This window comes from Enterobacillus tribolii, from assembly GCF_003363015.1.
Lineage (GTDB): Bacteria > Pseudomonadota > Gammaproteobacteria > Enterobacterales > Enterobacteriaceae > Enterobacillus > Enterobacillus tribolii.
On the sequence record NZ_QRAP01000005.1, the window covers coordinates 161,781 to 177,425 of the forward strand.

At 56.7% G+C, this 15,645-nt stretch carries 10 protein-coding genes; 3 read left to right on the forward strand and 7 right to left on the reverse strand.

Annotated features, from left to right (window positions below; genetic code table 11):
• Positions 1 to 979: 979 nt before the first annotated feature.
• The 3 genes from carB to dapB all read right to left on the reverse strand — a co-directional run bounded on the left by carB (position 980) and on the right by dapB (position 6,670).
• Complete coding sequence (gene carB / locus C8D90_RS12000; RefSeq protein ID WP_115458690.1) at positions 980 to 4,204, reverse strand: carbamoyl-phosphate synthase large subunit; 3,225 nt, start codon at positions 4,202 to 4,204, stop codon at positions 980 to 982.
• 18 nt (positions 4,205 to 4,222) lie between these two features.
• Positions 4,223 to 5,380 carry a glutamine-hydrolyzing carbamoyl-phosphate synthase small subunit gene (gene carA / locus C8D90_RS12005; RefSeq protein WP_115458910.1) on the reverse strand — a complete coding sequence of 386 codons (1,158 nt, stop codon included), beginning with the start codon at positions 5,378 to 5,380 and terminating at the stop codon, positions 4,223 to 4,225.
• A gap of 468 nt (positions 5,381 to 5,848) precedes the next feature.
• On the reverse strand, positions 5,849 to 6,670 hold the full coding sequence (gene dapB / locus C8D90_RS12010) for a 4-hydroxy-tetrahydrodipicolinate reductase (protein WP_115458691.1): 822 nt from the start codon (positions 6,668 to 6,670) through the stop codon (positions 5,849 to 5,851).
• A gap of 461 nt (positions 6,671 to 7,131) precedes the next feature.
• On the opposite strand from dapB, the gene xdhA reads away from it, so the two are divergent.
• From xdhA to xdhC, 3 genes are read left to right on the forward strand one after another with little or no spacing between them, the layout of a single operon-like run.
• Positions 7,132 to 9,432 (forward strand): xanthine dehydrogenase molybdenum-binding subunit XdhA, encoded by a 2,301-nt coding sequence (gene xdhA / locus C8D90_RS12015; protein ID WP_115458692.1) that lies wholly within the window; start codon positions 7,132 to 7,134, stop codon positions 9,430 to 9,432.
• Between the two features lie 4 nt (positions 9,433 to 9,436).
• Positions 9,437 to 10,315, forward strand: a complete 879-nt coding sequence (gene xdhB / locus C8D90_RS12020) for a xanthine dehydrogenase FAD-binding subunit XdhB (RefSeq protein ID WP_115458693.1) — start codon at positions 9,437 to 9,439, stop codon at positions 10,313 to 10,315.
• Complete coding sequence (gene xdhC, locus C8D90_RS12025; RefSeq protein WP_115458694.1) at positions 10,312 to 10,833, forward strand: xanthine dehydrogenase iron sulfur-binding subunit XdhC; 522 nt, start codon at positions 10,312 to 10,314, stop codon at positions 10,831 to 10,833. Before xdhB ends, xdhC begins: the two co-directional genes overlap by 4 nt.
• Positions 10,834 to 10,884: 51 nt before the next feature.
• On the opposite strand, the gene ispH is transcribed toward xdhC, so the two are convergent.
• Genes ispH through ileS form a run of 4 tightly spaced genes read right to left on the reverse strand, consistent with a single transcriptional unit; the run spans position 10,885 to position 15,632 of the window.
• Entirely contained in the window at positions 10,885 to 11,838 is a 954-nt protein-coding gene (gene ispH / locus C8D90_RS12030) for a 4-hydroxy-3-methylbut-2-enyl diphosphate reductase (protein ID WP_115458695.1), read from the reverse strand.
• Entirely contained in the window at positions 11,819 to 12,289 is a 471-nt protein-coding gene (fkpB, locus tag C8D90_RS12035) for an FKBP-type peptidyl-prolyl cis-trans isomerase (protein WP_115458696.1), read from the reverse strand. The genes ispH and fkpB overlap by 20 nt, the downstream gene beginning before the upstream one ends.
• On the reverse strand, positions 12,286 to 12,783 hold the full coding sequence (gene lspA / locus C8D90_RS12040) for a signal peptidase II (protein WP_115458697.1): 498 nt from the start codon (positions 12,781 to 12,783) through the stop codon (positions 12,286 to 12,288). The genes fkpB and lspA overlap by 4 nt, the downstream gene beginning before the upstream one ends.
• Positions 12,783 to 15,632 carry an isoleucine--tRNA ligase gene (gene ileS, locus C8D90_RS12045; protein ID WP_115458698.1) on the reverse strand — a complete coding sequence of 950 codons (2,850 nt, stop codon included), beginning with the start codon at positions 15,630 to 15,632 and terminating at the stop codon, positions 12,783 to 12,785. Before ileS ends, lspA begins: the two co-directional genes overlap by 1 nt.
• Positions 15,633 to 15,645: the final 13 nt, after the last annotated feature.

A 15,645-nucleotide genomic window follows, 5' to 3' on the forward strand; every position in this document is an offset into this window, starting at 1 on the left:
CACCAGAGAGATAAATCACCGTTTAAGAAAAGTTCGCGCCCATCCTCCTCGAGGAAGGATCAATTCATCTTTTATGCCCCCTCAAATAATATTAAAAAAATACCAATAAAAACAAAAAGTAAAATACAAATCCAAACTTTCAAACCATGACTACCAGGAGGATAAAGAAAGCATTTTCCCTTTTCCCTGAAATATAAACCCATGCTCTTTTAATGATTATCAAGACACCGTTATCAAAGCCATCCCCTATCAACGCTGACATACCTTATCGGCAATTATCCTGAAACAGGATCGTTTATCCCATTCAAATCAGGGAAAAAACATACTGATATACCTGTAATCACTGTGGGGCGCGAAGCTATACCTTTCCCCGGCCCCCAAAACTGGCATGGAATATTCTCCCCGATGTCTTCAGATACATAATTCCCTTACAAGAATTATCTGTATTCGTGTATCGGCGTGAGAGGGAAAATGCGCCAAAGATCCATTTTTTTAGCTTTATTTACGTAAATCTGAACAAAAGGACAGGCGTTTTCTGGACCAAGGATGGGCTGACTTTATTAGAAAAACTGATATCTTACTCTATAGGTCACGTTTGTCCGGTAATGTCGCCTATTTTAAATTTACGATAAATGACGTTTGTATTACCGGTAAACATACGTATGTTACGCCATCCGGCGCGGTGTACGTAGCAAAAAACATGTTTCTCTGTGAGTAAAAATGAGAGAAGCATGATGGCCGACACCAGGGAACTCTATAACAACTTATTATTTTTCAATATCACCGCCATAGATCAGGCTACACACCGCACCAAATGGGCCGATCATCAGCATGACTCATTGATTCATATATAAAAATACAGGCATCCTCTCTCGCAGAGGATGCTTGCGATTGTTTGCGCCTAATAAAAAAGGGAGGCACACATAGCCTCCCCCTGATACCACGTCATCCCGGCGTCACCGCCGGGAAAACCGTTAGGTTACTTCTTCAGCCTGGCATGCATTTCCTGCACGGAAATGACCTGCTCCGTCGGATCCGCATTCATCGCCATGGCCGTAGCGAAGCCGCCGTTCAGCGTCGTGTCGTAATGCACCTTGTACTGCAATGCGCTGCGGCGGATAAGCTTGGAGTCCTCAATAGCCTGACGCCCGGCTGTGGTGTTGACAATATATGTATATTCGCCGTTCTTGATACGGTCCTGAATGTGCGGACGCCCTTCATGCACCTTATTGACCAGGCGCGGGTTAATACCCGCTTCGCCCAGCACGATAGCCGTGCCGTGCGTCGCATCCAGTTCAAAGCCCTGCTTGAGCAGCTTGGCCGCCAGATCCACCACGCGGTGCTTGTCGCCTTCACGAACAGACAACAGCGCGCGCCCCGGCATTTTCACCTTGGACTGGCTGCCCAGCATCGCCTTAGAGAATGCTTCCGCAAAGGTGCGGCCCACGCCCATCACCTCTCCGGTAGAGCGCATTTCCGGCCCCAGAATCGGATCCACGCCAGGGAATTTATTGAACGGCAGCACCACTTCTTTCACGGAGTAGTACGGCGGAATCACCTCTTCAGTCACACCCTGAGCGGCCAGAGACTGGCCCACCATCACACGCGCTGCCACCTTCGCCAGCGACACGCCGGTCGCCTTGGAGACGAACGGTACAGTGCGCGCCGCACGCGGGTTGACCTCAATCAGGTAGACCTCGTTGTTTTTCACCGCGTATTGCACGTTCATCAGACCGCGCACGCAAAGCTCGAAGGCCAGCTTTTCCGTCTGGCGACGCATCACGTCCTGAATTTCCGCGCTCAGGGTATAAGCCGGCAGAGAACAGGCTGAGTCGCCGGAATGCACGCCGGCCTGTTCGATATGTTCCATGATGCCGCCAATCAACACGCGCTCGCCATCGCAGATGGCGTCGACGTCCACTTCCACTGCATCGTCGAGGAAGCGATCCAGCAGCACCGGCGCATCGTTGGAAACGCTGACCGCATTCTGGAAGTAACGGCGCAGGTCGGCTTCGTCATACACGATTTCCATCGCCCGACCGCCCAGCACGTATGAAGGGCGCACCACCAGCGGGTAGCCGATCTGATTCCCTTTTTCTACCGCCTGCTCAATCGCGGTAACGGTGGCGTTAGCGGGCTGTTTCAGGCCCAGACGGTTCACCGCCTGCTGGAAACGTTCACGGTCTTCCGCACGGTCGATGGAATCCGGGCTGGTGCCGATAATCGGCACGCCGGCGGCTTCCAGCGCCCGCGCCAGTTTCAGCGGAGTCTGGCCGCCATACTGCACGATCACGCCGTGTGGTTTCTCTACGGCCACGATTTCCAGTACGTCTTCCAGCGTCACCGGCTCAAAATAGAGGCGATCCGAGGTGTCGTAGTCCGTGGAGACCGTTTCCGGGTTACAGTTCACCATGATGGTTTCGTACCCGTCTTCACGCAGCGCCAGCGCCGCATGCACACAGCAGTAGTCAAACTCGATGCCCTGGCCGATACGGTTCGGCCCGCCGCCCAGCACCATCACCTTTTTGCGATCTTTGCTGGGGTTGGCTTCGCACTCGTCTTCATAGGTCGAGTACATATATGCGGTATCGGTAGCAAATTCAGCGGCGCAGGTGTCCACGCGCTTATAAACCGGGTGCAGGTTATACTTCTGACGCAGCTTGCGGATTTCGCTTTCCGCAACGCCCACCAGCTTCGCCAGGCGCGCATCGGCAAAGCCTTTACGCTTAAGGTGAGGCAGGAAGTCTTCGTTCAGGCCGTTGATGCCCTGCTCCGCCACCTGCTCTTCCAGACGCACCAGCTCTTCGATTTGCACCAGGAACCAACGGTCGATGTTGGTCAGGTTGAACACGCCGTCCACCGACATGCCCGCGCGGAATGCATCGGCGATGTACCAGATACGCTCGGCGCCGGCATCTTTCAGCTCGCGGCGGATTTTGGTCAGCGCTTCCGGATCGTCGAGGCTGACCTTCGGATCAAAACCGGTAGCGCCCACTTCCAGCCCGCGCAATGCTTTCTGCATCGACTCCTGCTGGGTGCGGCCAATCGCCATCACTTCCCCGACGGATTTCATCTGGGTGGTCAGGCGGTCGTTAGCGCCGGCGAATTTTTCGAAGTTAAAGCGCGGGATCTTGGTGACGACATAGTCGATAGAAGGTTCAAACGATGCCGGCGTACGCCCACCGGTGATATCGTTCATCAGTTCGTCGAGGGTGTAGCCCACCGCCAGCTTGGCAGCGACTTTGGCGATCGGGAAACCGGTCGCTTTGGACGCCAGCGCGGAAGAGCGCGATACGCGCGGGTTCATTTCGATGACGATCAGACGACCGTTCTTCGGGTTCACCGCAAACTGTACGTTGGAGCCGCCGGTTTCCACGCCGATCTCACGCAGTACCGCCATCGAGGCGTTACGCATGATTTGATATTCTTTATCGGTCAGGGTCTGCGCCGGTGCGACGGTGATCGAGTCTCCGGTGTGAATGCCCATGGCGTCGAAGTTTTCGATCGAGCAGACGATGATGCAGTTGTCGTTCTTATCACGCACCACCTCCATCTCATACTCTTTCCAGCCAATCAGGGATTCGTCGATCAGCAGTTCATTGGTCGGAGAGAGATCCAGGCCGCGCTCGCAGATTTCTTCAAACTCTTCGCGGTTGTAAGCAATCCCGCCGCCGGTGCCGCCCATGGTGAAGGACGGACGAATAATGCACGGGAAGCCGACATCGGCGGCTACTCCCAGCGCTTCTTCCATTGTATGCGCGATGCCGGAACGCGCGGTGTCCAGGCCGATCTTCTTCATCGCCTTGTCAAAGCGCTGACGATCTTCCGCCTTGTCAATCGCATCGGCGGTCGCGCCGATCATCGTCACGCCGAACTCTTCCAGCACGCCCTGACGCTCCAGCTCCAGCGCGCAGTTCAGCGCGGTCTGACCGCCCATGGTCGGCAGCACGGCATCCGGACGTTCTTTTTCGATGATTTTACGCACCACTTCCCAGTGGATTGGCTCAATATAGGTGGCGTCCGCCATCTCCGGGTCGGTCATGATGGTGGCCGGGTTGGAGTTCACCAGAATGACGCGGTAACCCTCTTCACGCAGCGCCTTACACGCCTGCGCGCCGGAGTAGTCAAATTCGCACGCCTGACCGATAACGATCGGACCCGCACCCAGAATCAGGATACTTTTAATGTCTGTACGTTTTGGCATGGTTCTCTTGGCTCCTGATTATTTCGCGTTGGTGCGGTAAGTCGCAATCAGTTCGATAAAGTGATCGAACAACGGCGCGGCGTCGTGAGGGCCGGGGCTGGCTTCCGGGTGCCCCTGGAAGCTGAAAGCGGGTTTATCCGTGCGATGGATGCCCTGCAACGTGCCGTCGAACAGCGATTTATGGGTGATGCGCAGGTTGGCCGGCAGCGTCGACTCATCGACGGCAAAGCCGTGGTTCTGGGCGGTGATCATCACGCTGTTGGCATCAATGTCTTTCACCGGATGGTTGCCGCCGTGGTGGCCGAACTTCATCTTGATGGTTTTGGCGCCGCTGGCCAGCGCCAGCAGTTGGTGCCCCAGGCAGATACCGAACACCGGGATATCGGTTTCCAGGAAGGCTTTAATGGCGCGGATGGCGTAGTCGCACGGCTCCGGGTCGCCCGGTCCGTTGGAGAGGAAGATGCCGTCAGGATTCATCTTGAGCACCTCTTCCGCCGGCGTCTGGGCCGGAACCACCGTCAGACGGCAGCCGCGATCCGCCAGCATACGCAGGATGTTGCGCTTCACGCCGTAATCATAGGCCACAACGTGGTAAGGCATTTCTTCCGCCTTTTTCGCTTCCGGCAGGCCGCCGTTCAGCTGCCAGCTCCCCTGCGTCCAGCCGTAGGCTTCACGGGTGGTCACCTCTTTCGCCAAATCCATCCCTTTCAGGCCGGGGAAAGCTCGGGCTTTTTCCAGCGCCAGCTTCGCATCCGGGCTGTTACCGTTCGCCGCGGTGATAATGCAGCCGCCCTGCGCGCCTTTTTCACGCAGCAGGCGGGTTAGCTTACGGGTGTCAATATCGGCAATCGCCACGATGTTGTGGCGCTTCAGGTACTCGGACAGGCTTTCCATGCTGCGGAAGTTGCTGGCGATTAACGGCAGGTCGCGGATGATAAGCCCCTGCGCATGTACCGCGGAGGATTCTTCATCGCTGGCGTTGGTGCCGACATTACCGATATGGGGATAAGTAAGAGTGACAATCTGGCGGGAATAGGAAGGATCAGTGAGGATTTCTTGATAACCGGTCATCGAGGTATTGAAGACCACTTCCCCCACGGCCGCCCCCTCTGCACCTATTGAGCGACCATGAAATTGGGTTCCGTCTTCCAGAACCAGTAGCGCTGACTTAATCAAAACACCCTCCAAAGAATAATCAGTCAAGTTATTTGCATATTAATTCAGATTAGAGCCACTAAATCAATGCAAAAAAACCCTGTCTCGGCGAATTTTTGGCAAATTGCGCGCATTCTAATGATGCAAGGCGGGATTGTCTACCCGAAACGCTATTTTTTTATATTTTTTGCGTCACTCGATGGAAAAACAGGATGAGGCCGATAAAAGAGTAAGCTTATTGAAGGAAGTAAACGGTTGCTGATGAAGAATTCAGAAAAACAAGTTTCTATGATGCGATTTTATCCGCCCAAGGTCAAGCCACGATTCAAAAAGAGTTAAAAATAAGTTAATAACAACGATAAATGGCAATTTCATTAAATAACAGCAAGCTTCACTCCAAAAATAAAAAACCAGAAATTATCCCAATGATAATTATCTGGTTTTTCTTTTATAAATAACATCAAAATTTGCGGAAAAACGCAGTAAGCCTCAAAGATTATTGAGATCCAGAACGTCCCGCATATCAAACAGCCCGGATACGCTTCCGCCGACCCACGTTGCAGCACGTACCGCACCATTAGCAAACGTCATCCGGCTGGAGGCTTTGTGGGTGATTTCCACTCTTTCCCCGATATCGGCGAACATAGCCGTATGTTCACCGACGATGTCGCCGGCACGCACGGTGGCGAAGCCGATACTTTTAGGATCGCGCTCGCCGGTATGCCCTTCACGGGCGTATACCGCGCATGAACGAAGATCACGCCCCAGCGCGCCGGCGATGGCCTCCCCCATTGCCAGGGCGGTTCCTGAAGGCGCATCAACTTTGTGGCGGTGGTGGGCCTCGATGATTTCAATGTCGGTATATTCCCCCATCACCTGCGCCGTTTTTTCCAGTAATTTCAGCACAACGTTGACGCCAACGCTGAAATTGGCGGCAAAAACAATACCGATCGATTGTGCAGCCTGCTGAATCGCCGCCTTGCCGGCGTCGTCAAAACCGGTAGTGCCGATCACCATGTTTTTGCGGTGCTGTACGCAAAACGCCAAGTGCGCCAGCGTCCCTTCCGGCCGGGTAAAGTCGATCAGGACATCAAAATCATCAACCGCCTGCGCCAGATCGCTGCCGATAGTAATTCCACAGGCGCCGATACCCGCCACTTCACCGGCATCCGCCCCCAGCAACGAGGAGCCTTCCCGTTCGAAAGCCGCGCCCAGCGTTACGCCACCCGCCTGCTCCACCGCCTGAATCAACTGGCGCCCCATGCGCCCTCCTGCGCCGACCACGGCGATACGAATGCAAGACTCCGTCATGTTCTTTTTTCTCTCCGGGATGATGATTTCGTGGATAATTTCGATTCAGGTTACCCGCTGGCGCTGCGCGTCGCCACATTATTTCCCACACGATTAGAAAATTGCGTCGTTGCACGGGCATCATCAGCATTATCAATCTCAGATAAGCGGCCCGGCTCTCAGGGCCTCCCCCTTGGCGGACATAAAACAACCAAGCGCATATTCATGCAAAAATGCGCGGCTTATCACCTGATGTCCCTCTTCTCACTTTGATAAAAACACCGTATCACTTTGATATATCGCCACATGACGATGGCGATCCAAAACCGCCTTCTCACCGTCAACTCTCCGATCGTCTTCACAAATATTTCTTGTGCTTATCGCCCCCGCCTTCTTCTGGCGTATATCTTGCTGTTTTCTTTCCTGAGTCTTATTTCATTCATTTCTGTTTCTTTCTTTGCGCCCTCCAAGGAGAACATCCTATGTCGACAGGGTTATCCGCGGTTGGATCGCCGTTCAAACGGGTCGATGCCACCGCCAAAGTAACCGGCCGCGCACGCTATACTGACGACTGCATCATGCCAGGCATGCGTTACGCAAAATATGTCCGCAGCCCGATTGCCCACGGCTACGTCAGCACCATTGATACCCGCGCTGCGCTGGCGTTGCCCGGCGTAGACGCCATATTCACCTTTCAGGACGTGCCGGATGTCTGCTTCCCCACCGCCGGTCACGCCTGGTCGCTGGAGCCGGCCAAGCGCGATGTAGCCGACCGCCGCCTGCTGACGCGGCATGTCCGCCATTTCGGCGACGGCGTGGCTATCGTCGTCGCGCGTGACGCGCTCACCGCAGAAAAAGCCGCCGCGCTGGTTGAAGTCAGCTACGAAGAGCTTCCGGTGATAACCGCCGCGGAACAGGCACTGGCGTCGGATGCCGCGGCCATTCATCCCGGCGGCAATCTGCTCAGGCACAGCGAAATCCTGGCCAATGAGCCGCAGGAGGCCATCGCCGCGGCAGATCTGCAGCAACATGCCAGCTTCCAGACGCCGGTTATCCAGCATTGTCATATGGAAGGCGTCACCTGCTTCGCGTATATGGAGCAACCGGATCATATCGTCATTGTTTCCAGTACCCAGATCCCGCAGATCGTACGCCGTACCGTCGCTCAGGCGCTGGAGCTTCCCTGGTCGAACGTTCGCGTCATCAAGCCTTATATCGGCGGCGGATTTGGCAATAAACAGGACGTGCTGGAAGAACCGATGGCCGCTTTTCTCACCCTCAAGCTGGGAGGCGCGCCAGTCAAGGTGGAGCTCAGCCGCGAAGAGTGCTTCTTCGCTTCCCGTACCCGCCACGCCTTTAGCGTCGATGCCGAACTGGGCATGAACCGCGACGGCCATTTGACCGGCTACCGGCTCAATGTGTTATCAAACACCGGCGCTTACGCTTCTCACGGCCATTCCATCGCCTCGGCAGGGGCCAACAAAATCAGCTATCTCTACCCGCGCAGCGCTTTCGGTTTTGATGCCACGACCTTTTACTCCAATCTTCCCGCCGCCGGCGCCATGCGCGGTTACGGCGCGCCGCAGGTGGTGTACGCCCTGGAGTGCCTGGTGGATGATGCAGCGGCCGAGCTGGGCCTTGACCCGGTTGACGTACGTCTGCTGAACGTCGCCCGCTCAGGGGACGTAAACCCGGTTAACCACAAAACCATTTACAGCGCCGGGCTGATCGAATGCCTGCGCAAAGGCCGGGAATTGTTTGAATGGGATGCGCGTAAGGCGGAGTGCGTCAATCAAACCGGCGACATACGCCGCGGCGTGGGCGTAGCCTGCTTCAGCTACGGCTCCAACACCTATCCGGTCGGCGTAGAAATCGCCGGCGCCCGCTTATTGCTGAATCAGGACGGAACGGTCAACCTGCAAATCGGCGCGACGGAGATTGGTCAGGGCTCGGACACCGTTTTCGCGCAGATGGCTGCCGAAACGCTGGATATTCCTTTCGAGCATATCCGCGTGATCTCCACCCAGGACACCGACGTTACCGCCTTCGATCCCGGCGCATTCGCTTCGCGGCAAAGCTACGTTGCCGCACCGGCCGTACGCCAGGCTGCGGCGGAGCTGCGGGGAAAAATTCTGGCGCATGCTTCTGTGATGACCCACAAACCGGTCTGGAGCCTTACGCTGCTCAACGGCAACGTGGTGCTGGAGAGCTGCCCGGAAGAGGTGGTGATGAGCGTCGGCGATGTTTCCATGCATGCTTATTACCATCAGGAAATCGGCGGTCAACTGTTGGCGGAGGTCTCACATAAGACCACCAGCAACCCGCCCGCTTTCGGCTGCACCTTTGTGGACGTCAGCGTGGATATACCGCTGTGCAAAGTCACCATCAACCGTATTATCAATTTGCACGACTCCGGTCGTATCCTGAACCCTCAGCTGGCGGAAGGTCAGGTACACGGCGGTATGGGCATGGGAATCGGCTGGACGCTGTTCGAAGAGATGATCATCGACGCGAAAAGCGGTGTGGTGCGCAACCCTAATCTGCTGGATTACAAGTTCCCCACCATCCTCGATTTGCCCGATCTGGAATGCGCCTTCGTCGAAACTTACGAACCCCAGTCCGCATACGGGCACAAAGCCCTGGGCGAACCACCGATTATCTCGCCGGCTCCCGCTATCCGTAACGCTATACGCATGGCGACCGGGGTTGCCATCAACACGCTGCCAATGACGCCGAAAACGCTGTATCGCGAATTCGTGCAAGCCGGACTGATCGGGGAGTGACACTATGTACGATATTGAAAGCTACCATCGCGCCCGGGACATCCGCCACGCCGTCGAATTATTGCAGGCGCATCCTCAGGCCCGTCTGCTGGCCGGCGGCACGGACGTGTTAATTCAGCTGCATCACCTGAATCCCCGTTACCGCCACATCGTGGATATCCACGGATTACCCGAAATGCGCGGCGTCACGCTGGATCAGCAGGGCATACTGCGCATCGGCTCAGCCACTACCTTCACCGAAATCATCGAGCATCCTCTGGTGCAACAGCATCTGCCCATGTTAGCGGAAGCGGCAGCGACCATTGCCGGCCCGCAGATCCGCAACGTCGCGACTTACGGAGGCAATATCTGCAACGGCGCCACCAGCGCCGACTCCGCATCGCCGACCGTCGCGCTGGAAGCGGAGCTGGAGATCGCCACGCCAGAAGGATTCCGCCATACGTCAATCAACGGCTTTCACACCGGGCCGGGCAAAGTGGCGCTGGAACAGGGCGAGGTGGTGACGGCTTTCCTGTTCAGGCCGGAAAATTACCGTAACGCCGGCAGCGCCTATGTGAAATATGCCATGCGCGACGCAATGGATATCGCCACTATCGGCTGCTCCGCGTTATGCCGCATCGAAAACGGCCGGTTCCGCGAGCTGAAGCTGGCTTACGGCGTCGCGGCCCCCACGCCGGTGCGCTGCCCGCATGCCGAGCAGGCCGCCATTAACCAACCGCTCACCCGGCAAACACTGGCATTCATCAGCGAGGCCGTTGAACAGGATGTCTCCCCGCGCTCATCCTGGCGTGCGGAAAAAGATTTCCGTCTGCACCTGATCCGCACACTGGCGCAAAGGGTCGTAACCCTGGCCGTACAGCGTGCCGGAGGAGAAATCGTATGAATAAAAGAGAATGGGTCGACATCCGCTGCGATATTAACGGAAAGTGGCATGAATTTACCGTATCTCCGGCAATGTCGCTGATGGAACTGCTGCGCGAGGAAGGGCTGACCAGCGTGAAGCAGGGATGCGGCGTCGGCGAGTGCGGCGCCTGTACGGTACTGATTGACGGCGTCGCTACCGACAGCTGTCTGTATCTGGCTCTCTGGGCGGACGGAAAACAGGTACGAACCGTGGAAGGAGAATGCCGGAACGGCGAAATATCGAAGGTTCAGCGGGCCTACGTTGAAGCCGGAGCCGTACAGTGCGGGTTCTGCACACCGGGGCTGGTTATGGCAACCACCGCCCTGCTGGCAAAACGCCCCGGCAGGCCGCTGACCGCTCAGGAGATCAGGCGCGGGCTGGCAGGCAACTTATGCCGTTGTACTGGCTATCAGATGGTAGTGCGGGCGGTAGAACAATGTCAGACAGAACAATATCAGGCAGAACAACGTCAGTCAGATGAGGAACAACAAGCGTAATACGCGCAGTATTATCAGGCGGCGGTTTTCGTTTCCGCCGCCTGATATGCGTTAGTCGACCCGCTTGACTTCAACACGCAGCTCTTTCGGTACTTCAAACACGATGTTTTCTTCCCTGCCGTTCATCTCCAGCGCATCTTCCCCGCCCAATTCACGCAGACGGTGAATGACGTCCTGAACCAGCACATCGGGCGCCGATGCACCGGCAGTAACGCCAACGCAACCTACGCCAACCAGCCAGGATTCCTGAATATCCACTGCGGAATCAATCAGATAGGCCGGCTTACCCACCCGCTGGGCCAGCTCGGCCAGACGGTTGGAGTTAGAGGAGTTCTTCGACCCCACCACCAGCACCACGTCTGCTTCCGCCGCCAGATTACGCACCGCTTCCTGACGGTTGGTCGTGGCGTAGCAGATGTCGTCTTTGCGCGGCCCGATGATCTTTGGGAAACGCCGGCGCAGCGCATCAATCACGTCGGAAGTATCGTCTACGGACAGCGTGGTTTGGGTCATGAAACACAGGTTGTTTTCATTTTTTACCCGCAGCGCCCAAACATCCTCTGGCGACTCAACCAGGTACATTCCGCCTTCCGCGTTGCTGTACTGGCCCATCGTGCCTTCTACTTCCGGATGGCCGGCATGGCCGATCAGGATCGCTTCGGTTCCCTTGCGGCTGGCGCGGGCGACCTCCATATGCACTTTGGTCACCAGCGGGCAGGTGGCGTCAAACAACATCGTCAGATTACGCGCTCTGGCCTCGGCGCGCACCGCCTGAGAAACCCCGTGTGCGGAGAAAATCAGGATAGCGTTATCCGGCACCTCGCTGATCTGCTCAATGAACACCGCGCCGCTCGCCCGTAGGCTGTCCACGACGTAACGGTTATGCACCACTTCATGACGCACATAAATCGGCGCGCCGTAAATTTCCAGCGCGCGCTCAACGATACTGATCGCCCGGTCAACACCGGCGCAGAAGCCGCGCGGATTAGCCAGCAGGATTTGCATCAACAGCCCCTTGCTGCGGGTCAATTTCCAGCACTTCGAGGTCGAACGTGACCGGATGCCCCGCCAGCGGATGGTTAAAATCAACGGTGATGGAATCGCCGGTCACATCGCGTACGATGCCCGGCATCTCACTGCCATCCATTGCGGTAAACAACATAATGGTGCCCGCTTCCGGCACGCCGGTTTCAGCAAAATCGCGCGGCAGAAAGTACTGAAGCAGATCCGGATTTTTGTCGCCAAACGCGTCCTGCGGTTGCAGAGTGAACCGGGTTTTCTCCCCCGGCTTCAACCCATGCAGATGCTGTTCCAGCGCCGGCGACAGACTGCCGTCGCCCAGGCGGAACAACGCCGGCTTGCCCGATGCGTGTGTAGACTCAGCCTGAGTGCCGTCTTCCAGCATCAGGGTGAAATGCACCAGCACCGCGCTGTCGTGTTGTACCTGTTCAGTCATGCGGTTTGTCCTTTCTTATTGGGCAGAAAGCCTTCCAGCACCACCAGCGCGGCGCCGATACAGATTGCAGTATCCGCCAGGTTAAAGGTGGCGAAATGCCAGTTGCCCACGTAGAAATCGATCATATCGACCACAAAACCGTGCCACAGGCGATCGAATAAATTCCCCAGCGCCCCGCCGATAATCAGCGCATAAGCGATGTTATTCAGCTTTTGCTTCGCCGCGCCGCGATACATCATCACCAGCAGCAGCACGCAAATACCGATGGCGATGGCGGCAAAGAACCAGCGCTGCCATCCCCCTTTGTCCGCCAGGAAGCTGAATGCCGCACCATAGTTACGCGCATAGTGCAGGTTCAGCGACGGAAAAAGCGGAACGGTTTCCCCCAGCATGAAATGCTGGAGGACCAGGTACTTACTGCCCAGATCGACGATCAAAACCACGACCACCAGCCACAGCCAGCGCAATCCGGTTGAACAGAGTGGTTTACCCATTATGCAAACTTACGCTCTTCACCGTTACCGGCTACGTTGGTGACACAGCGCGGGCACAGCGCCGGGTGAGCCGCATCCTGACCAATCTCGGTGGAGTAGTGCCAGCAGCGCGGGCATTTCTCGCCTTCCGCTTTGCTCAGGCCGACCTTCAGGCCGCGCAGCAGCTCGCTCTGCACGGCATCGGCCGGCGCGTGCTCCAGCGTGTCCACCTTCGCCTGAGAGGTGATCAGCACGAAACGCAGCTCATCTTGTAAGCTGGTCAACTGAGTACGCAGCGCCTCTTCGGCATACAGCGTAACCCCGGCTTCCAGCGAGCTGCCCACACGCTTCTCGTTACGCGCCTGCTCAATAACCTTGTTCACTTCACCGCGAACTTTCAGCAGATCGTTCCAGAAGGCGTCGTTCAGCGCTTCCGTCGGCGATAAGCCGAACAGGCCGTCATACCACTCTTCGGTAAAGACGTACTGCGCACGCTCGCCCGGCAGGTAGCCCCAGATTTCATCGGCGGTAAACGACATAATCGGCGCCATCCAGCGCACCAGCGCTTCGGCAATATGGTACAACGCGGTCTGACAGCTGCGGCGTGCCACGCTGTCCGCCTTGGCGGTGTACTGGCGATCTTTGATGATATCCAGATAGAAGGAGCCCATTTCCACCGAGCAGAACTGCATCAGACGTTGTACCACTTCATGGAAATCGTAATTTTCATACGCCGCGACGATCGCCGCCTGCGCTTCCTGTGCCTTGCCTACGGCCCAGCGATCCAGCACCACCATCTCTTCCGGCTTAACCTGATGCTGTTTGGGATCAAACCCGTTCAGGTTAGCCAGCAGGAAGCGGGCTGTGTTGCGGATACGACGGTAAGCGTCGGCAGAACGGCGCAGGATCTCATCAGATACCGCGATCTCGCCGGTGTAGTCGGTAGAGGCGATCCACAGACGCAGGATATCGCCACCGAGCTTATCCATCACTTCCTGCGGATTGATGACGTTGCCGATGGACTTGGACATCTTGCGGCCCTGACCGTCCACGGTGAAGCCGTGCGTCAGCACCTGGCGGTAAGGCGCTTTGCCTTTCATTGCCACGGAGATCATCAGCGAAGACATAAACCAACCGCGGTGCTGGTCGGAACCTTCCAGATACATATCCGCCGCATGACCGCCGAACTCCGGGCGCGCGTCCACCACGGAGAAGCTGGTTGATCCGGAATCGAACCAGACGTCCAGCGTATCCGGTACTTTTTCGTATTGTTCGGCTTCAGCGCCCAGCAGATCCTTAGGATCAAGATCCCACCAGGCCTGGATGCCCGCTTTCTCAACGCGTTTAGCAACTTCTTCCATCAGTTCCGTGGTGCGCGGATGCAGCTCCTGCGTGTCTTTATGCACGAACATCGCCATCGGCGTGCCCCAGGTACGCTGACGAGAGATACACCAGTCAGGGCGGTTCGCTACCATGGATTCAATACGCGCTTTACCCCAGGCCGGGATCCAGCCGCTCAGGTTCTGATCGCGCAGGCCGTCTTGTTCAATGCGTTCGATCTCTTCCAGCGACTGCTTGCGCAGCCCTTTTTGATCCATGCTGATGAACCATTGCGGCGTTGCGCGGAAGATGATCGGCGTTTTGTGACGCCAGCAGTGCGGGTAGCTGTGCAGCAATTTTTCTACGTGCAGCAGGGCGCCGCGCTCACGCAGCAGCTCAACGATGGCGTCGTTGGCCTTGAACACGAACATGCCGTCCAGCGCCGGGTAAGTACCGGGCAGGAAGCAGCCGTCTGCGCCAACCGGGTTAGCCGTTTCCAGACCGTATTTCTGACCGATAACGTAGTCGTCCGGGCCGTGGCCCGGCGCGGTGTGCACGGCACCGGTGCCTGCGTCGAGGGTGACGTGTTCACCCAGTACCACGGGAACATCGAATCCCATAAACGGGTGGACGAAACGTTGCAGTTCCAGATCGGCGCCTTTGCAGCTGCTCAGTACCGCCCAATGCGTCACACCGGCACGCTTCATGACGCTTTCTACCAGCTCGGCGGCCAGGATCAGGCATTCGCCATCGATCTGCACCAGTTGGTACTCGAATTCCGGATGCAGGGAGATCGCACGGTTCGCCGGCAGGGTCCACGGCGTGGTAGTCCAGATAACCAGAGAAACCGGGCCTTCAACCTCTCGCACGTCAAATTTGGCCAGCACTTCGGCCTTGTTCAGCGCGGCAAAACGCACGTCAATGGAAGGCGACGTTTTGTCGTAATACTCTACTTCGGCTTCCGCCAGCGAGGAACGGCAATCTACGCACCAGTGAACCGGCTTCGCCCCTTTCAGCAGGTGGCCGTTATCGACGATTTTCGCCAGCGCGCGGATGATGTTGGCTTCGGTGTCATAGGCCATCGTCAGGTACGGACGTTCCCAGTCACCCAGCACGCCCAGGCGTTTAAAGCCGGCTTTCTGCTCGGCGATTTGCTCGGCAGCGTACTTGCGGCACTGCTCGCGGAACTCCGCGGCGCTGTATTTCTCGCCCGGTTTACCGATCAGTTGCTCAACTTTGAGTTCGATCGGCAGTCCGTGACAGTCCCAGCCGGGGACGTACGGCGAGTCGAACCCCGCCAGTCCTTTGGACTTCACGATAATGTCTTTCAGAATCTTGTTGACCGAGTGACCAATGTGAATGCTACCGTTCGCATACGGAGGGCCGTCGTGCAAAATGAACGTTTTTTTACCTTTCTTAGCATTACGAATAATCCCGTACAGATCCTGTTCATACCAACGTTGCAGCATGCCAGGTTCGCGCTTGGCGAGATCGCCGCGCATCGGGAACCCTGTTTCCGGCAAATTCAGGGTGTTTTTATAGTCACTCATCAGATTATTGGTT